At 64.0% G+C, this 16,893-nt stretch carries 19 protein-coding genes, 1 tRNA gene and 1 pseudogene; 13 read left to right on the top strand and 8 right to left on the bottom strand.

The window, feature by feature from the left end:
• Positions 1 to 31: 31 nt before the first annotated feature.
• Positions 32 to 664 carry a 30S ribosomal protein S9 gene (gene rpsI / locus H9L13_RS09640; protein ID WP_187537501.1) on the bottom strand — a complete coding sequence of 211 codons (633 nt, stop codon included), beginning with the start codon at positions 662 to 664 and terminating at the stop codon, positions 32 to 34.
• Position 665: 1 nt separating this feature from the next.
• Positions 666 to 1,145, bottom strand: a complete 480-nt coding sequence (gene rplM, locus H9L13_RS09635; RefSeq protein ID WP_187537500.1) for a 50S ribosomal protein L13 — start codon at positions 1,143 to 1,145, stop codon at positions 666 to 668.
• A gap of 257 nt (positions 1,146 to 1,402) precedes the next feature.
• Here rplM and H9L13_RS09630 point away from each other — a divergent pair, with 257 nt between their 5' ends.
• A complete protein-coding gene (locus H9L13_RS09630) occupies positions 1,403 to 1,699 on the top strand; it encodes a hypothetical protein (protein WP_187537499.1) in 297 nt (98 codons plus the stop codon).
• An 8-nt stretch (positions 1,700 to 1,707) separates the two neighbouring features.
• Here H9L13_RS09630 and H9L13_RS09625 read toward each other — a convergent pair whose 3' ends face one another.
• From H9L13_RS09625 to H9L13_RS09615, 3 genes are all read right to left on the bottom strand, one after another.
• Complete coding sequence (locus tag H9L13_RS09625) at positions 1,708 to 1,881, bottom strand: hypothetical protein (protein ID WP_187537498.1); 174 nt, start codon at positions 1,879 to 1,881, stop codon at positions 1,708 to 1,710.
• A gap of 74 nt (positions 1,882 to 1,955) precedes the next feature.
• Positions 1,956 to 2,270 (bottom strand): divalent-cation tolerance protein CutA, encoded by a 315-nt coding sequence (cutA, locus tag H9L13_RS09620; protein ID WP_187537497.1) that lies wholly within the window; start codon positions 2,268 to 2,270, stop codon positions 1,956 to 1,958.
• On the bottom strand, positions 2,267 to 3,304 hold the full coding sequence (locus H9L13_RS09615; protein WP_187537496.1) for a COX15/CtaA family protein: 1,038 nt from the start codon (positions 3,302 to 3,304) through the stop codon (positions 2,267 to 2,269). Before H9L13_RS09615 ends, cutA begins: the two co-directional genes overlap by 4 nt.
• A gap of 90 nt (positions 3,305 to 3,394) precedes the next feature.
• Between H9L13_RS09615 and H9L13_RS09610 the strand changes: the two genes are divergently transcribed.
• From H9L13_RS09610 to H9L13_RS09570, 9 genes and pseudogenes are all read left to right on the top strand, one after another.
• Positions 3,395 to 3,772, top strand: a complete 378-nt coding sequence (locus H9L13_RS09610) for a MerC domain-containing protein (RefSeq protein ID WP_187537495.1) — start codon at positions 3,395 to 3,397, stop codon at positions 3,770 to 3,772.
• A 50-nt stretch (positions 3,773 to 3,822) separates the two neighbouring features.
• On the top strand, positions 3,823 to 4,284 hold the full coding sequence (locus tag H9L13_RS09605; RefSeq protein ID WP_187537494.1) for a Fur family transcriptional regulator: 462 nt from the start codon (positions 3,823 to 3,825) through the stop codon (positions 4,282 to 4,284).
• 94 nt (positions 4,285 to 4,378) lie between these two features.
• A complete protein-coding gene (dxs, locus tag H9L13_RS09600; protein WP_187537493.1) occupies positions 4,379 to 6,304 on the top strand; it encodes a 1-deoxy-D-xylulose-5-phosphate synthase in 1,926 nt (641 codons plus the stop codon).
• Positions 6,301 to 7,038 (top strand): annotated as a pseudogene (locus tag H9L13_RS09595) (TlyA family RNA methyltransferase); the annotation flags it as partial. The gene dxs and the pseudogene H9L13_RS09595, both read left to right, overlap by 4 nt.
• Entirely contained in the window at positions 7,031 to 7,549 is a 519-nt protein-coding gene (locus H9L13_RS09590; RefSeq protein WP_187537492.1) for a TspO/MBR family protein, read from the top strand. The pseudogene H9L13_RS09595 and the gene H9L13_RS09590, both read left to right, overlap by 8 nt.
• A gap of 85 nt (positions 7,550 to 7,634) precedes the next feature.
• A complete protein-coding gene (locus H9L13_RS09585; RefSeq protein ID WP_187537491.1) occupies positions 7,635 to 7,934 on the top strand; it encodes an accessory factor UbiK family protein in 300 nt (99 codons plus the stop codon).
• Entirely contained in the window at positions 7,934 to 8,446 is a 513-nt protein-coding gene (locus H9L13_RS09580; RefSeq protein WP_408022134.1) for a type III secretion system chaperone family protein, read from the top strand. The genes H9L13_RS09585 and H9L13_RS09580 overlap by 1 nt, the downstream gene beginning before the upstream one ends.
• A complete protein-coding gene (locus H9L13_RS09575; protein WP_187537490.1) occupies positions 8,446 to 9,270 on the top strand; it encodes a pyrroline-5-carboxylate reductase family protein in 825 nt (274 codons plus the stop codon). Before H9L13_RS09580 ends, H9L13_RS09575 begins: the two co-directional genes overlap by 1 nt.
• Positions 9,271 to 9,316: 46 nt before the next feature.
• Complete coding sequence (locus tag H9L13_RS09570; RefSeq protein ID WP_187537489.1) at positions 9,317 to 10,207, top strand: branched-chain amino acid aminotransferase; 891 nt, start codon at positions 9,317 to 9,319, stop codon at positions 10,205 to 10,207.
• On the opposite strand, the gene H9L13_RS09565 is transcribed toward H9L13_RS09570, so the two are convergent.
• A complete protein-coding gene (locus tag H9L13_RS09565) occupies positions 10,204 to 10,536 on the bottom strand; it encodes a DOPA 4,5-dioxygenase family protein (protein WP_187537488.1) in 333 nt (110 codons plus the stop codon). The genes H9L13_RS09570 and H9L13_RS09565 overlap by 4 nt on opposite strands.
• A gap of 110 nt (positions 10,537 to 10,646) precedes the next feature.
• On the opposite strand from H9L13_RS09565, the gene H9L13_RS09560 reads away from it, so the two are divergent.
• A tRNA-Gln gene (locus H9L13_RS09560) sits at positions 10,647 to 10,721 on the top strand.
• A 130-nt stretch (positions 10,722 to 10,851) separates the two neighbouring features.
• Here the strand turns inward: H9L13_RS09560 and H9L13_RS09555 are convergent.
• Positions 10,852 to 11,943: a sensor histidine kinase gene (locus H9L13_RS09555; protein ID WP_187537487.1), complete on the bottom strand. Its 1,092-nt coding sequence runs from the start codon at positions 11,941 to 11,943 to the stop codon at positions 10,852 to 10,854.
• Between the two features lie 912 nt (positions 11,944 to 12,855).
• Entirely contained in the window at positions 12,856 to 13,272 is a 417-nt protein-coding gene (locus H9L13_RS09550) for a hypothetical protein (RefSeq protein WP_187537486.1), read from the bottom strand.
• A 120-nt stretch (positions 13,273 to 13,392) separates the two neighbouring features.
• Between H9L13_RS09550 and H9L13_RS09545 the strand changes: the two genes are divergently transcribed.
• Entirely contained in the window at positions 13,393 to 14,610 is a 1,218-nt protein-coding gene (locus tag H9L13_RS09545; RefSeq protein WP_223176445.1) for an NnrS family protein, read from the top strand.
• Between the two features lie 72 nt (positions 14,611 to 14,682).
• Positions 14,683 to 16,893: an adenosylcobalamin-dependent ribonucleoside-diphosphate reductase gene (locus tag H9L13_RS09540; RefSeq protein WP_187537485.1), complete on the top strand. Its 2,211-nt coding sequence runs from the start codon at positions 14,683 to 14,685 to the stop codon at positions 16,891 to 16,893.

The raw sequence follows: 16,893 nt of genomic DNA, 5'->3' as shown, positions 1-16,893 counted from the left end.
GGCCGCCCTTCGCGTAAGGTTGGAGTATAGCCTAGCGCTTCGAGAACTGGAAGCTGCGGCGAGCCTTGGCGCGGCCGTACTTCTTGCGCTCGACGACGCGCGGGTCGCGGGTCAGGAAGCCCTCGCGCTTGACGGTAGTGCGCAGCGCCGGCTCGTAACGGGTCAGCGCGGTCGAGATGCCGTGGCGAACGGCGCCCGCCTGGCCCGACAAGCCGCCGCCCTTGACCGTGACGTCGACGTCATACTGGCCCTTGCGATCGGTCACGTCGAACACCTGGTTGATGATCAGGCGCAATGTCGGGCGTGCGAAGTAAACTTCCTGCTCGCGGCCGTTGACCGTGATCTTGCCAGAGCCGGGCTTGAGCCAGACGCGCGCAACAGCATCCTTCCGGCGGCCCGTTGCATAAGCACGGCCCTGCTTGTCGAGCTGCTGTTCGCGCAGCACGGCCTGGATCTGCGGACCCTGGGTGGAAACACCATCCTTGTCGGGCGCGGCCTCTTCGGTGTCGGCCTTGGCTTCCGGCGCAGGCGCGGGTGCCATCGGCGCGGGCTCGTCGGTCGCGGGGGCCGCGGTTTCAGCCGCAGGTTCGGCAACCGCCGGGGCTTCAGGCTCCGGGTTGGTCAATGCGCCGAGGTCGGCGAGGCTCTTCTTCTTGTCGGCCATGTTATGCGCCCACCTTGTTCTTGCGGTTCATCGACGCCACGTCGAGCGTCTGCGGGTTCTGGCCGCCGTGCGGATGCTCGGTGCCGTTATAGAGGTGCAAGGCACGCATCTGGTCGCGCCCCAGGGGCCCGCGCGGGATCATCCGCTCGACCGCCTTTTCAAGCACGCGCTCGGGAAAGCGGCCTTCGAGGATCTTGCCCGCGGTCACTTCCTTCAAGCCGCCGGCATAGCCGGTGTGCTTATAATAGATCTTCTGCTTGAGCTTGTTGCCCGTGAAGCGGACCTTGTCGGCGTTGATCACCACGACATGGTCGCCGCAATCGACGTGCGGCGTGTAGCTCGGCTTGTGCTTGCCGCGCAGGATGTTGGCGATGATCGACGCCACGCGTCCGACCACCAGGCCGTCGGCATCAATGAGATGCCACTTCTTTTCGACCTCGGCCGGCTTCGCCGACTTCGTCGTCTTCATCAGCGCCTTCATGGCGGATCCTCTTTTCAAAAACGAAAAAGCGCCGCCAGCGGGGCAGCGCAATGCGGCGGCTATTTGCGTTCCGCGGGTCAAAAGTCAAGGAAAAGTCACGCATTCGCGGCGGGTAAAATAATACCCTTTCACGATCAGGGCTGCCAACAGCAGGCGAGAACCGGGCCGGACGAGCGGACCTGACAATTGCCCTTCGCCAATGCGGGCATTAGGAACGCATCGCTCCAGCAGAAACAGTAAAAGCGGAGAGTGGCGCCGTGCCGAGACGCGTCAAGGACTTCATCGACATCAGCGAATATACCTCGCTGGACGACCTTATCCGCTATCTCGAAACCATCCGCGACAATTTGCCCGACGGCCACGAGGCGGAAATGAAGATCCGCGGCGACGAAGTGTTCGGGAAGCGGCTGACCATCACCTACTTCCGCGAACAATCGCCGGACGAGGCCGAGTTGGAGGCGCGCTATGGGTCCGACGCGGACCGGGCGTCGATGGATGACCTGCAGCGCAAGCTGGACGCGGTGCCGTTCACCTCCACCAAGAAGACCGGCTAAGCCTTCACTCAATTCGGATCGATACGGCCAACCAGCCGCCGCTGCTCCCAGACTTCGCACGACCGGTTTTCGTTGCGAGCGCGGATCTCCGCCAAGGCGCAATCGTCATCCACGGCTTCGAGCCACTCGGCCGTCAGGATCTTTCCCGCCCCATCAAGCCAGTACAGTCTGTACGCCGTCACGTACGCCCCCTCTACGCGGGGGACTAGCACGGCTGACACGACGGCAGAATTACTTACGTTACAGTGGGATAGTGCTAGCCCGTACTGTCTTCCACCCAATCCGCGTAAGGGCCGATCACCTTGTCGATCGGCCAGGTGACGAGGCATGGCACCTCATAACTATGCAGGGCGGCGATCCGCGTGATCAGCGCGTCGGCGCGGTCGACCGTTGTCTTCAGGATTGCAGCGGCCTCACTCGCCGATTCTACCGCGCCTTTCCATCGATAGATCGAACGCACCGGGGCGAAGATGTTGATGCAGGCGGCGAGGCCCTCCTCGACGACGGCGCGGCCGATGCGTTCGGCCTCCTCGGCGTTGGCAAAGACGGCGTAGACCGAGACAATGGTCACGTGCGCCGACCCTGGACATGCGCACCCCACGCCACGGCGGCAACGAGCATGGCACCGATCGCTTGGTGAAGGGCCGCAAGCCAGATCGCGACGCCGCTGAGCACGGTCAGGGTGCCGATGATGATTTGAGTCCCAAAAGCGGAATGGATGGCGATCGACGCCGGTCGCCCGCCCGGCACCGCGCGCACCTTGCGCGCAAAAATGACCAACGCGGCGGCCGCGACCCATGCCCACCATCGGTGGATGAAGTGGATGAGATAGGGGTCATGTGAGAGCGCCCAACCAATCCCTTGCGACCAATCGATGCCGTCGGGGATGAAGCGGCCCTGCATATCGGGCCAGGTTGGCGAGACTTGCCCGGCATTTAGCCCGGCGACCCAGGCGCCGTAGAGCAATTGCACGAACAGGATGGCGGCAGTGACTAGGCCGACGCGCGTCAGTCTTGATGGGCGGTCCTCACCACTCGCCGCAAGCCGCCGGAGATCGAGAGCAGTCCATATCAAGGCAGCCATTATGGCCAGCGCCAAGAGCAGATGGGCCGACAGACGAAAGTGGCTGACGTCGGTGCGATCGCTGAGACCGGATACGACCATGTACCAGCCGAGCGCGCCCTGCAGACCGCCCAGCACGAACAGCGCCACCATTTTCCACGCATAGCCTCGCGGAATCGCCTGGCGGATAGCGAACCAAAGCAGGCCAAGCCCGAAGACGAGCCCAACGACCCGGCCCAGCAGGCGGTGGAGAAACTCCCACCAATAAATCTGCTTGAACTGCGCCAGCGTCATTCCTGCGGGCCCGTTGATCTCGCGATACTCCGGAGTCTGCTGGTAAAGCGAAAAGGCATGATCCCAATCGGCGCTGTTGAGCGGAGGGATCGCCCCGCTGATCGGCCGCCACTCAGTGATCGACAGCCCGCTCTCAGTGAGCCGCGTGATTCCGCCCACGATCACCATCGCGAATACAAGCGCGGCCGTCAGGAGCAACAGGTTGCTCAGGCCGCGCGGCCGGGCGGACGAGGGGGATTCGGAAGCCATTGGCAAGCGCCTATGCGCGGGCGCAGGCCTGCCGGACAAGAGGCCGAATCTTTGCTATGTTATGTTGTAACTTCGCTTGAGCCGCGCTATATGCCGGCGACGATGCAGCTGACGCTTGCCACCTCTCGCCTCGACCGGATTGCGATGGGCCTGTCGGGCCTCTGCCTGGTCCATTGCCTGGCGACGGCGGTGGCGCTGGCGGTATTGTCGGCAGCGGGCGGATTCCTCGGCGCACCGATCATCCACGAAGTCGGGCTGACGCTTGCGATGCTGCTCGGCGCCACCGCGCTCTACCGCGGCGTTGTCGAACATGGCTTCATGATGCCGGTTGCGGTTGGCGGACTTGGCCTTGGTGTGATGGCGGGCGCGCTGACCATGCCGCACGACGGGACCGAGGCGCTTTACACGATGATCGGCGTCGGCATCGTCGCGCTCGGCCACCGCCTCAATTTCATCGCCGGCGAATAGCCGCCGATTGCTTGCCCGACAGGGCACGCGGGACTATCTGTCCAACATCGATGACCAGGCACGATCACCAGCTCCACGAAGGCGACTCGCTCAAGAGCGCAGCGCGCGACCGGCTGACCCAGCAGGGCGAACAATGGACGGACATGCGTGCAGCGGTGTTCGACGCGCTGGCCGGTTTCGACAAGCCGGCGTCGGCCTATGATATCGCGGAAGCGGTGTCCGGCACGCAGGGCCGCCGGGTTGCCGCCAACAGCGTCTATCGGATCCTCGACCTGTTCGTCGGCGCCAACCTCGCGCGGCGGGTGGAAAGCGCTAACGCCTACGTCGCTAACGCGCATCCCGACTGCCTGCACGACTGCATCTTCCTGATTTGCGACACGTGCGGGCAGACCGTGCATATCGACGACGACAGCCTTTCCGGGGGTGTCCGCGATGCCGCCAAGACTGCCGGCTTCACCGCTCCGCGCCCGGTCATCGAAGTGCGCGGTACCTGCGGCGATTGCGGCGACTGAGCGCCTGAGCTTCCTCTGAGCAATCTCTGAAATCGTACAGGCCTTGGGGCAGGTTGATGACTTCCGCGCCCGTGGCCCTTAATGTCCCCGCCCGATGAACGACCGACCGCACACCCCCCTGCTCGACAGGGTCCGCTATCCCGCCGACATCCGCGCCCTCGACAAGGACGACCTGCCCCAGCTTGCCGATGAGCTTCGGCAGGAGATGATTTCGGCGGTGTCCGTGACCGGCGGGCACCTGGGCGCAGGCCTTGGCGTGGTCGAGCTGACCGTTGCCGCGCACTATGTGTTCGACACGCCCGACGACAAATTGATTTGGGACGTCGGCCACCAGGCCTATCCGCACAAGATCGTCACCGGCCGCCGCGACCGTATCCGCACGCTTCGGCAGGGCGGGGGCCTCAGTGGCTTCACCAAGCGTAGCGAGAGCGAATATGACCCGTTCGGTGCCGCGCACAGCTCGACTTCGATCTCCGCCGCGCTTGGCTTCGCCATCGCCAACAAGCTGTCGAACAAGCCAGGTCGCGCGATCGCGGTGATCGGCGACGGCGCGATGAGCGCGGGCATGGCCTATGAGGCGATGAACAACGCCGAGGCCGCAGGCAACCGGCTGATCGTCATCCTCAACGACAATGACATGTCGATCGCCCCGCCGGTGGGCAGCTTGCGCAACAGCCTCGCGCGGCTGGTCAGCTCGCAGAAATATCTGACGCCGCGCGCGCTTGCCGCAAAGCTCGCCAGCAAGATGCCCGAGACCGTCCAGCGCTTCGCCGAGCGGACCGAGGAATATGTCCGCGGCTGGGTCACCGGCGGGACGTTGTTCGAGGAACTGGGCTTCTATTATGTCGGCCCGGTCGACGGGCACGACGTGAACGCTTTGGTCGAAGTTCTCGAAAATGTCCGCGACGCCAACATCGGCCCAATGCTCGTGCATGTCGTGACTCAGAAGGGCAAGGGCTACGGCCCGGCCGAAAGCAGCGCCGACAAATATCATGGCGTGGTCAAGTTCGATGTCGTGTCGGGCAAGCAGGACAAGGGCGCGGGCGGCGGACCTCCCTCCTACCAGAATGTGTTCGGCGAAACGCTCGCCAAGCTGGCCGATAGGGATGACAAGATCGTTGCCATCACTGCGGCGATGCCGTCGGGCACCGGGGTCGACAAGTTCGCCGCCGCGCATCCCGACCGCGCCTTCGACGTCGGCATTGCCGAGCAGCATGGCGTGACCTTCGCTGCCGGCCTCGCGGCCCAGGGCATGCGTCCGTTCGTCGCCATTTACTCGACCTTCCTGCAGCGCGCCTACGACCAGGTCGTCCACGATGTCGCCATTCAGAATTTGCCGGTACGCTTCGCGATGGACCGCGCGGGACTGGTCGGCGCCGACGGCGCGACCCACGCCGGCAGCTTCGACCTTGCTTACCTCTGCACCTTGCCCAATTTCATTGTCATGGCGCCGTCGGACGAGGCCGAGCTGGCGCATATGGTGAAGACCATGCAGCAGCATGACAGCGGACCGATCGCGGTGCGCTATCCGCGAGGCGAGGGTCGCGGCGTGCCGCTGCCCGCCGACCCCGAGCCGCTGGTGATCGGCAAGGGCCGCATCATCCGCGAAGGCAAGACGGTTGCCATCCTGTCGCTCGGCACGCGCCTGGCGGAAGCCGAGAAGGCCGCCGACGAGCTCGAGGCCAAGGGGCTGTCGACGACCATCGCCGATCTGCGCTTCGCCAAGCCGCTCGACGTCGCGCTGATCCGCCGGCTGATGACCACGCACGACGTTGTGGTGACGATCGAGGAAGCGTCGATCGGTGGGTTAGGCGCGCACGTGCTGACGCTCGCCAGCGACGAGGGGCTGCTCGACGGCGGCCTCAAGATCCGCACGCTGCGTCTGCCCGACCGCTTCCAGGATCATGACAAGCCCGACAAGCAATATGAGGAAGCCGGCCTCAATGCGCCGCACATCGTCGACACGGTGCTGAAGGCGCTGCGCTCCAACAGCGTGGGGGTCGAGGAGGCACTGGCGTAGCCAAGCTCCGCGTCGACCAGCTTCTTGTCGCTCGCGGGCTCGCTGATAGCCGGACGCGGGCGCAGGCGCTGATCATGGCGGGCGCGGTCTTCTCCGGGGAGCGGAAGATCGCCAAGGCGGGCGACCTGCTAGCCGAGGATGCGGCGCTCGAGGTGCGGGGCAAGGACCATCCGTGGGTGTCGCGAGGGGGCATCAAGCTCGATCATGGGCTGAGCCATTTCGGGATCGACGTCATCGGCGCCATCGCGCTCGACGTCGGCAGTTCGACCGGCGGGTTTACCGATGTGCTGCTCTCGCGCGGCGCGGCGCGAGTCTATGCGGTGGATGTCGGGACGAACCAGCTCGCGTGGAAACTTCGGCAGGACGATCGAGTCATTGTGCTGGAGCAGACCAATGCGCGCCACCTGACCGGAGAGCAGATTCCGGAAGCGATCGACATCGTTGTGTGCGACGCCAGCTTCATCGGGCTTGCGAAGGTGCTCGAAGCGCCGCTCCGGCTCGCCAGGGCGGGTGCGCACCTTGTGGCGCTGGTCAAGCCGCAGTTCGAGGCGGGACGTGGCGAGGTCGGCAAGGGCGGGGTGGTGCGGGACCCGGCGGTCCACGCGCGCGTTTGCGCCGAGGCCAAAGGCTGGGTTGAAGGGCAGGGGTGGCGCGTGCTTGGCGTGGTCCAAAGCCCGATTACTGGGCCCGAGGGCAATATCGAATTCCTGCTTGGAGCGGAAAAAGATGGTTGATGCCGCACGCACGCGAAGCTGGTCGAGGATCGCGATCGTCACGGTCCCGCTGATCGTCTTGCTAGGCTCGGCCAGCGGCTGGCTGTCGAACAGCGGCTACGGCAATGATTGGTTCGACGGTCTTCGGAAGCCGTTCTTCATGCCGCCGGGCTGGGCGTTCGGCCTGGTCTGGCCAATTCTCTACGCGTTGATGGGCGTGGCGCTGGCAATGGTCTTGTCGGAGCCGCCGTCGCAGCGGCGTCGAACCGGGCTCGTCCTTTTTTTCGTCCAGCTTGCAATGAATTTCGCCTGGTCACCGATCTTCTTCGCGGCACATGACATCACGCTGGCCAAATATGTCATCTTCGTCATGGCCGTGGTTGCCGCGGGAGCCGCGGGCCAGTTCCTGCGTTTGCGTCGGACGGCCGGGTTGCTGCTGATCCCGTACCTTGCGTGGCTGATCTTCGCCGCGACCCTGAATTCGGCGATCGAGGATCTCAATCACGGTGCCGGAACGGCCCTGTTTGGCTGAAGATAGCTGGGGATAGTCTGCCGCCGAAGGGTGGCAGAAGGTGCGGCGACCCCCTATTTCCGCCGCGATAGCGGAGGATATTCCTATGCAGTCCGAGAACAGGATGTTCGACGACTTCGTGAAGATGGTGAACGGCTTTGCCGGCACGATGGCCGGCATGGGCCGCGAAGCCGAAGGCTCGGCGCGCGAGAAATTCCGCGAATGGATTGGCGGGCAGGATTTTGTTGGCCGCGATGAATTTGAAGCGGTCAAGGCGATGGCCGCCGCCGCGCGCGACGAGAATGAGGCGCTCAGAGCGCGCATCGCCGCGCTTGAAGCCAAAGGGGTCAGCGCTGCCGCCGCCCCGAAGAAAGCCGCCAAGCCCAAGCCGGGCCCCGGGGCCTGATCCTGAGCGAGGAACAGGTGACCGAAGAGCGCGACGACGGCGCGCCGATTGAGGTTCTCGAACAATATTTCGAGGCGCGCGGCTGGGCGTGCGAGCGTACCGGCGAGGGCGAGATTGTGGCCTCGGCCACGGGCAGCTGGGCACAGTATGAACTGCGCGGCGTGTGGCGGCCCGAAGACCAAGTCCTGCAATTCCTCGCCTTCCCAGATATCAAGGTCGCGGCCGAAAAACGCAGCGCCATTTTCGAAGCGCTAAGCCTGATCAACGAGCAATTGTGGCTCGGGCACTTCGAGATGTGGTCGGGCTCGGGCCTGGTCGTGTTTCGCCATTCAACCATCCTCGACGCGCGCGAGGACGAGGGGCTGAGCCTTGAGCAGGCTGAGGCCATCGCTGAGGCCGCGGTCGAGGAATGCGAGCGCTTCTATCCCGTGTTCCAATTCGTACTGTGGGGCGGCAAAGCGCCGGGCGAAGCCATCGCCGCCGCCCTGATCGACACGCACGGCGAAGCCTGATGGCCGTTCCCGAACTTCCCGTTCCGACCTGGTTCGTCGGCTGCGGCAATATGGGCGGGGCGATCGTCGAAGGCTGGCGGACGGCAGGCATCGACCTGTCCAGCGCCGTCGTCATCCGGCCTAGCGGGACGCCAGTACCCGGCATGCGCACCGTGCAGAAATTCGACGATGCCGGGCTTGCGCCGCAACTCGTCGTGCTCGCGTTCAAGCCGCAGAAGCTCGGCGAAGTCGGGCCCGCGCTCAACCCGTGGCTTACCTCCCAATCGACAGTGGTGTCATTGCTCGCCGGAGTCGAGGTGCAGTCCCTGCGCGAACGCTTCTCAAACGCCGGCAAGATCGTTCGGGCCATGCCCAACCTGCCAGTCGCCATCCGGCGCGGGGTTACGGCGCTGTACGGCGAGCCGCTCGACCCCGATTCGCAGCGCATGCTCGGCGATCTGTTCGCGGCGCTCGGCTTCGCCATGTGGGCCGCGGACGAAGCCAAGTTCGCCGCGATTGGCGCGGTAGCGGGTGCTGGCCCGGCTTATGTCGCGCGATTCATTGGTGCGCTTTCGGACGCCGGCGTCGAACGCGGGCTGACGCGCGAAATCGCGGGCACGATTGCGCTGGAAACGGTGCTCGGCACGGCGTGGATGCAGGCGACGACGGGTGAAGATGCGGCCGATGTCGCGCGGCGCGTTGCCAGCCCCAACGGCACAACCGAGGCGGGGCTTGCGGTGCTCGATCCGGAATTGCGCGACCTGGTCATTCGCACCATCGAGGCCGCGGCGCGGCGCGGCGCAGCGCTTGCCGCCGAGGCAAAGTCCGGTTCGCTTGCCGAATAAGCGGGGCTCGCCTAGGCGCGCTCCAGCAACGACGGCAGGACATTGAATGGCAGAGCAGCGCCCCTTCGACGACCGTGAGGGATGGATCTGGCTCGACGGCAAGTTGGTGCCGTGGGGCGATGCGCAGATCCACGTCCTGACCCACGCGTTGCATTATGCCTCATCGGTGTTCGAAGGGCAGCGCGCCTATGGCGGAGAAATCTTCAAGCTGAACGAGCATAGCGAGCGGTTGCACAAGAGCGCCCAATTGCTCGGCATGGAAATCCCCTACAGCGTCGAACAGCTGAATGCCGCCTGCAACGACGTGATCAAGGCGAACAATCTGGTCGATGCCTACATGCGCCCCGTCGCGTGGCGCGGGTCGGAGCAAATGGGCGTCACTGCGCGGGGGACGCAGTGCCACGTCGCCATCGCCGCCTGGGACTGGGGCAAATATTTCCCGGCGGAGATTGCCGCCAAGGGGCTGCGGCTCGACATTTCGAAGTGGCGGCGCCCGGCACCCTACACCGCGCCGGTGCACAGCAAGGCGAGTGGCCTGTACATGATCTGCACGCTTGCCCGGCAGCAGGCCGAGGCGCGCGGATATGACGATGCCATCATGTTCGACTGGCGCGGGCAAGTTGCCGAAGCGACCGGCGCCAATGCATTCTTCGTGCGCGACGGTGCGATCCATACGCCGACGCCTGACTGTTTCCTCGACGGGATCACGCGCCGCACGGTGATGGACCTGGCGCGCAATCGCGGGATCGAGGTGACCGAGCGCGCGATCTGGCCCGAGGAGCTGGAAAGCTTCGAGCAGATGTTCATCACCGGCAGCGCGGCCGAGGTGACGTTTATCCGCGAAGTGGGCCCTTGGAATTTCGAGGTTGGCGACTTGTCGCGCCAGCTGGCCAAGGATTACGACGACCTGGTCAACGGGCGCATCCCCAACGCTTAATCAAACATGGCGAGGTTGAGCGGCTCGCTCGGACCGAACCAAATGACATTCTCCGTATGGTCGGCGCGATCGTCGCCGGTCGAGGTGTGCGCGAAGATCGTCAGCCCGCGGCGGTTGAGGGCGATCCATTGCGAGAATTCGCCCCATTGCTCTGGCTGGACCGTCAGCTGGCAGCTGCCCCGCGGATGCGGGCCGACGGGGCGGACGTGGAAATGGCCGACGGGAACCCCGAAGCGGTCGCGCGCGGCGGCGCCGAGCGCCTGCGCTTCGGCCAGTTGTTCGGGATCGAAATAGATATGCGCATGGAAGTCGCGGATGATCTGGCTCATTCGGGGAACATCGCCGCCCGTTGCGCTGCCTTCAAGTCACAACCATGTGCCCTTTTCTTGCGCGGCGCGGCGGCTATAAGCCGCGTTTCTCCCGCCAGACGGGCGCCTGCTGGGGCGTCGCCAAGTGGTAAGGCACCGGTTTTTGGTACCGGCATTCGCAGGTTCGAATCCTGCCGCCCCAGCCAACACTAGCTCAATTTCCGATTACCGTTCCGCACTTCGTTCCGCAATTTGCGGACTGAAGCCCCGGATGAGGATGAAAATCGTACTGGCACGCAAGCGGGCTCAATGTCTGCTTTGGGTGGAAAACAGACGTTACGCGGCGCGCGGGAACTGTACGGTGAAACAAGCTCCGATCCCGCCCGCTCGCGGACCCGCTTCTACCGTGCCTTTGATTTGCTTCACCAAGGTAGTGATTACCCGCATTCCGAGACCGGTGTTTGCTGAGAGCGGATCGAAGCCTGAAGGCAGACCACATCCTTCGTCGCAGACTATGAGCCGGTTCGTGTTGCCCGACACTCGGAAGCCAACCTCGATTCGGCCGGCGCCATGTTTGGCGGCATTCGTCACAAGCTCGTTCGTGATCAATCCAATGGATTGAATTGAAGCCGCCGGGACCATTTCCTCATCGCCCTCAACGACGACTTCTCGATCAAGGATGGACGCCAGATCTCCGCAAAGTCGCCGCAGGTAGTCGACGCACGAAACCTCAACCGCTGCGCCTGCATAAAAGTGGCGATGAACTTGAGCGACCGCAGCAACGCGTTGAGCCGCTAGCTCAAGGTGAACGGCGGCCCTGCCCTCTCCGAGTGATCGGCTTTGCATCGAGAGTAAGCCAGAAACGAACTGAAGACTGTTCATTACCCGGTGATCGATCTCCTTCGCCATCAGGTTCGCCTTACCCACCGCGTGCCGGGCCGACAGGCCAAGCTCGAGCTGATCCATCACGATCGAGGCAAGATCCTTCAAATCCTCGATCTGGTCAGGTTCGATCGGGCGAGGTTCTTTGTCGATTACGCATAAGGTGCCAAGGTTGTGACCATCGTCGGTGGTGAGAGGAACGGCAGCATAGAAGCGTAAGCCGAAGTCCCCTGCGACGAGCGGGTTCGCCAACGATCGCGGATCTTTCCGTGCGTCCTCGATCAGATAGGGCGTGTCGCCCAGAATGGCCGAGGCGCACAGCCCGGGCTCACGGTCGATCTGATGAACCGGCAACCCATGATGCGACTTGAACCAGATCCGGTCCGCATCGACGATGCTGATGATCGCAATTGGAACCGCAAATCTGCGAGCAGCCAGCGCCGTAATACGATCGAACGCCCCATCGGGTGGACTGTCCAGAATGTCGTACCGCCGTACGGCTGCAATCCGCGCGGCCTCTCTGGAGGATGAACTGGTCCCTGACATTGGCTAAAACTCCGAATACTCGGCCCGTCGAGGCAGACCTTGGCCAGATTTAAAGTTCAGCCATGCAGTGTCTTACACGTAGCGACGCCAATCTGCTAATGTCCGCAATGGGTCGAAAGCTGACATTAAGCACCCAGGACATTTTACGCCATTTGTCATGAGTGACACGCGGTCAGCGGCTGTCGTGCCAAAGTCATCATTTTCGCATTTCGCCACCGGTACTAAAAGCAGCCCTATCCGCGCTGTTTGACGCGTGTTTCGCGGTTTTGAAGCGTATCCAAAATACTTTTCACAACATGTGCGTCACGACGGGGGGGAGGGGCTTTGGCCGTCTCTCCGCGTCCTTCAGCATGTGTGCCCCTTCCAATAACGCGGCCAGCGGACGGCACCGCCAGCTTGCACACGGCGCACGACAGGTCGCCGACACTGCGCGCGAGCGGCACCAAGCGGCCGTCCTTGAGCCGCCGGCGGATCCCTCGCTGACACAGGTCATGGGGCTTGCGGATACACGGACGTGGCCTTCGGGCCGGACGCCCCGGGGCCCGCCCAGCAACCGCACAAGCCGGTCGCGCGCGTCGATCGCTTGACCGGCGGGCAGGGCTGGCGTGATCGGCAAGTCCCATCCAGTTCCCGCGCGGCAACGCCGGCAATGCGGACTTTCTGTCCCTCAGCGCACCAAATCGGGCCGTCGCCGTCCCACACCGCGATGGGCGTACAGGTGAATGTTGTTCCGTGCTGGACCACTTGCGCGCCCGCCTTTCCAGGCGGCAGGAAATTCGACGCGACGAGCGCAATCGCAACCTTGGTCACAAAGCGCATTGGGTAGCACGCTCGGCGCGCCAAATCATCGCTCGCAGCCCACGCCGTCGCCGTCGCGCTGGGAGCACTGACCATTTGATCGAGCTGATTGTGTCAAACGAGAGCGTTGATCGTCGCGATTGCAACGGCAAAGCACAAAATCAAGAACGGCAAGGTAAGCACCAGAACCGTGGCTGAGGCCGCGCTTGTGTGCCCGGTGGCAGTCTCGATTCCGCGCGAAAGAAACTGGTTCCATTGCAGTGGCTGGGAGCGGGGTTCGCGCGCCATGCGAGGAAAAATCGCCGGGATTGCAAAAAAGGCGGTTAGGAAGGTGAAAATCACTCCGTAAGACACCGCCATGCTGCCGTGAAACGCGAAGGCGAGCACCGTGACGAAGCCGGCGAACATGAGCGCCATAGCGACATAGACGCCGGTTGGCAGCTCGAAACTCTGATCCTGGCAGGCGCGCGCGGTCGGGCTTTCGACGACCTCTTCAGAAGCAATAAGCTTGGCTTGATCGATGCGACGCATGAACTTGTTCTCCTCTTATGGGGGTGAATCGTAAGCGCAGCCCAACCAGGTGATTTGACGTAGATCAAAAGCCGGCGACCGGCGGGGCGGCACTGGTCGGCCGATTGGATGGAGGTACATGTGCAGACCCGCGGCGAATTGATGTTGGCATTGAGGAAGGAGCGGATGGCGGCGGCGCCCGCATTCCTGCGCGGCGGCTTTCGACCGTTCTTCTTGGGCGGGGCCGCCTGGGCGATCGTGGCGCTGTCCGTCTGGCTCGTGGTCCTGGCCACAGGCGCGAGCGTGCCCTCCGCGTTCGATGCACTCACCTGGCACCGGCACGAAATGCTGTTTGGCTTTGTCGGGGCGGTGATCGCGGGCTTCCTGCTGACCGCGATCCCGAACTGGACCGGGCGTCTTCCGATCGCTGGCACGCCGCTGGCCGCCCTGTTCGCTTTCTGGCTCGCGGGGCGGGTGGCCGTGCTTTTTTCCGCCGTAGCGGGAGCGTGGCTGGCGGCGGCGATCGACGTCGGCTTCTTCCTTCTGCTAGCGTTCGTCGGTGCTCGGGAAGTACTGCAGGCCGGCAACCGTAATCTGCCGGTCGTCGGGCTCGTCTTGCTGTTCGGAGTCGTGAACGGCTTCGACCATGCCGGTGCGGCGGGGTTGATGGATCCGGACCTCGCTTGGAAATGTGCTGTCGCCCTGGTGATCGTCCTCATTTCGCTTATCGGCGGCCGGATCGTCCCGTCGTTCACCCGCAATTGGCTGGCCAAGCAGGGCGTTCGTGAAAGCCTTCCGCTTCAGCCGAACCGATTTGATCTCGGTGTCATCTTACTGACGGCCCTGGCCTTCCTCGCCTGGATCACGGCGCCTCCGGGCTGGTTCACCGGCGCGCTGTTCGCAACCGCGGCGGCTGGGCAGGCGCTTCGCTTGGCGCGCTGGAAAGGGTGGAGGACGCTGGCAGATCCGCTCGTGCTCATCCTTCACGTTGGCTATGCCTGGGTGCCGATTGGTCTGGCCTTGCTTGCGGCGGTCGATTTCGGCGAGCCGGTGCCGCGATCCGCGGCGGTCCATGCGCTGACGGCGGGGGCGATGGCGACGATGATCCTCGCGGTGATGAGCCGGGCGACGCTCGGCCACACTGGCCGCGAACTTCGCGCTGGTGCGGTGACGCAGGCGGCCTATGCGCTCGTGACTGTTGGGGCGCTGTTGCGGGTGACGGCTCCACTCGGGCTCATCGACTATCGGCTCGGGATGGAGATTGCGGGCGCGGCGTGGATTGGCGCGTTCCTGCTGTTTCTGGTCGCTTACGGTCCGATGCTGTTCGGCCCGCGGCTCGGCGAAAGTGCGGCCGGCTAGCGAATTGCGCTAGATCAATCGCAGCATCTTGTGGCCTGCCACGATCTCCCCGCAACATGTGGGAGGGGGCAGATGTTCGACTTGGCGCTTGCGGAAGAGATCTGGACGGTCAAGTACCGCTTTGCTCCGCGCGAGGGAGAAGGCGATCGGAGCTTCGTGGAAACCGCCGAGCGGGTCGCTCGGGCCGTGGCGCTGGCGGAGGCCCCGGAACTGCGGGAGAAGTGGGAAGCGCGGTTCCGCGACGCCGTCGCCGACATGCGCTTCATCCCGGCCGGCCGGGTTCTTGCCGGGGCAGGCACGGAGCGGAGCGTCACGCTGTTCAACTGCTTTGTCATGGGGACCATTCCGGACAGCCTGGATGGGATTTTCGAGCATCTGAAGCAGGCGGCGCTGACCATGCAGCAGGGGGGCGGGGTCGGCATGGACTTTTCGAACATCCGTCCCGCGGGAAGCCTGGTACGGGGCGTGGGCGCGGACGCGTCGGGGCCGCTGACCTTCATGGACTGTTGGGACTCGATGTGCCGCACGGTCCATTCCGCGGGGCAGCGGCGCGGGGCGATGATGGGGTGCTTGCGCATCGACCATCCGGACATCGAAGCATTTATCGACGCGAAGCGCGATCCGGGCCGGTTCCGCAACTTCAATCTGTCTGTGCTGGTCACGGACGCATTCATGTCCGCGCTGGGAAGCGATGGGGACTGGCCCCTCGTCTTCAACGGGGAGGCGGCGCGGACGGTTCGCGCGCGTGAGCTTTGGGAGCGGCTTATGCGCGCGACCTACGATGTTGCCGAGCCGGGCGTCATCTTCGTCGACCGGGTCAATGCCGCGAACAATCTTGCGCATTGCGAGACAATCAGCGCCAGCAATCCATGCGGCGAGCAAATGCTCCCGCCATACGGCGCGTGCCTGCTCGGCTCGATCAACTTGGCGCGGCTAGTCGATCGGCCGTTTGAAGGGGGCAAGCTCGATGAAGCCCAGCTTGGCGGGCTGACACATATTGCCGTGCGGATGCTCGACAATGTTATCGACATTTCTCGGTATCCGCTTCCAGAGCAGGAGGCCGAAGCAAAGGCAAAGCGGCGGATTGGCCTCGGGATTACTGGCCTGGCCGATGCCCTGCTGTTCTGCGGCGCGGCATACGGTAGCAGTGAGGCGGTTGCGCTAACGCGGCAGTGGCTGGGAGTCATCAAGCGCGAGGCCTATCGCGCTTCGGCGCTCCTCGCTCGCGAGAAGGGATCGTTCCCGCTGTACGACGCAGTGATGCTCGATCGGCCCAACTTGGCCGATCTCGATGAGGAGACGCGCGCACTGATCGCGGACCATGGTTTGCGTAACGGCTGCCTGACTTCAATCGCGCCGACCGGCACAACGTCGCTGCTAGCCGGCAACGTCTCGTCGGGGATCGAGCCGGTGTTTGCGTACAGTTACGCGCGCAAGATCCGCCAGCAGGACGGCACGACGCGCGAAGAGCAGGTCGAAGATTATGCGATGCGAGTCTGGTGCGAGCTGAGGGGCGACGCGCCGCCTCCTGCAGAGCTGTTTGTCAGCGCGCAGACCCTCTCACCGTCAGACCATTTGACAATGCAGGCGGCCGCGCAGGCGCTGATCGACAGCTCAATCTCCAAGACGGTCAACTGCCCCGAGGACATCGGCTTCGATGAGTTTTCGGACATCTATGTCGAAGGCTATCATCTTGGTTGCAAAGGGCTGACCACGTACCGTCCCAATGCCGTGACGGGATCGGTCCTGAGCGTGGGCACCACGGCGACGCCCGAGCCTGAAGTTGCCGAGCCGCCGCTCGCGCCGCGTGCTGAGCAGCTTCACGGCACGACTTACAAGCTCAAATGGCCGGAGAGTGCGCACGCCGTCTATGTGACCATCAACGATGTCGACCAGGAGGGCAGGCGGCGGCCGTTCGAAATGTTCATCAACTCCAAGAACATGGAGCATTATGCCTGGACGCTTGGGCTGACGCGGATGATTTCCGCGGTGTTTCGCCGCAGCCCCGATGTCGCCTTCGTAGCAGAGGAACTGAAAGCCGTGTTCGACCCACGCGGCGGCGCGTGGATGCAAGGTCGATATGTACCCTCATTGCTTGCGGCGATCGGCGATGTCGTCGAGCGGCACTTAGGCGGATTAATGCCTGAGCCAGTGCCAGCCAACGCGTTCGCTTCCGCCGCGCCGAAGGGGATGCCGGGATGCCCGCAATGTGGGGCGTCGGCCCTGGTCAAGGTGGAAGGCTGCAACAATTGCCTCGACTGCGGCTATTCGAAATGCGGCTAA

The sequence above is a fragment of the Sphingomonas lutea genome (assembly GCF_014396785.1).
Lineage (GTDB): Bacteria > Pseudomonadota > Alphaproteobacteria > Sphingomonadales > Sphingomonadaceae > Sphingomicrobium > Sphingomicrobium luteum.
This window is presented reverse-complemented; position numbering and strand designations above follow the sequence as displayed.

Bases quoted from the DNA above. Each gene is read 5' to 3' on its own strand.
- rpsI (WP_187537501.1), bottom strand. From the start codon at position 664: ATGGCCGACAAGAAGAAGAGCCTCGCCGACCTCGGCGCATTGACCAAC.
- rplM (WP_187537500.1), bottom strand. From the start codon at position 1,145: ATGAAGGCGCTGATGAAGACGACGAAGTCGGCGAAGCCGGCCGAGGTC.
- H9L13_RS09615 (WP_187537496.1), bottom strand. From the start codon at position 3,304: ATGGCTTCCGAATCCCCCTCGTCCGCCCGGCCGCGCGGCCTGAGCAAC.
- H9L13_RS09610 (WP_187537495.1), top strand. From the start codon at position 3,395: ATGCCGGCGACGATGCAGCTGACGCTTGCCACCTCTCGCCTCGACCGG.
- H9L13_RS09605 (WP_187537494.1), top strand. From the start codon at position 3,823: ATGACCAGGCACGATCACCAGCTCCACGAAGGCGACTCGCTCAAGAGC.
- dxs (WP_187537493.1), top strand. From the start codon at position 4,379: ATGAACGACCGACCGCACACCCCCCTGCTCGACAGGGTCCGCTATCCC.
- H9L13_RS09590 (WP_187537492.1), top strand. From the start codon at position 7,031: ATGGTTGATGCCGCACGCACGCGAAGCTGGTCGAGGATCGCGATCGTC.
- H9L13_RS09585 (WP_187537491.1), top strand. From the start codon at position 7,635: ATGCAGTCCGAGAACAGGATGTTCGACGACTTCGTGAAGATGGTGAAC.
- H9L13_RS09575 (WP_187537490.1), top strand. From the start codon at position 8,446: ATGGCCGTTCCCGAACTTCCCGTTCCGACCTGGTTCGTCGGCTGCGGC.
- H9L13_RS09570 (WP_187537489.1), top strand. From the start codon at position 9,317: ATGGCAGAGCAGCGCCCCTTCGACGACCGTGAGGGATGGATCTGGCTC.
- H9L13_RS09565 (WP_187537488.1), bottom strand. From the start codon at position 10,536: ATGAGCCAGATCATCCGCGACTTCCATGCGCATATCTATTTCGATCCC.
- H9L13_RS09555 (WP_187537487.1), bottom strand. From the start codon at position 11,943: ATGTCAGGGACCAGTTCATCCTCCAGAGAGGCCGCGCGGATTGCAGCC.
- H9L13_RS09550 (WP_187537486.1), bottom strand. From the start codon at position 13,272: ATGCGTCGCATCGATCAAGCCAAGCTTATTGCTTCTGAAGAGGTCGTC.
- H9L13_RS09540 (WP_187537485.1), top strand. From the start codon at position 14,683: ATGTTCGACTTGGCGCTTGCGGAAGAGATCTGGACGGTCAAGTACCGC.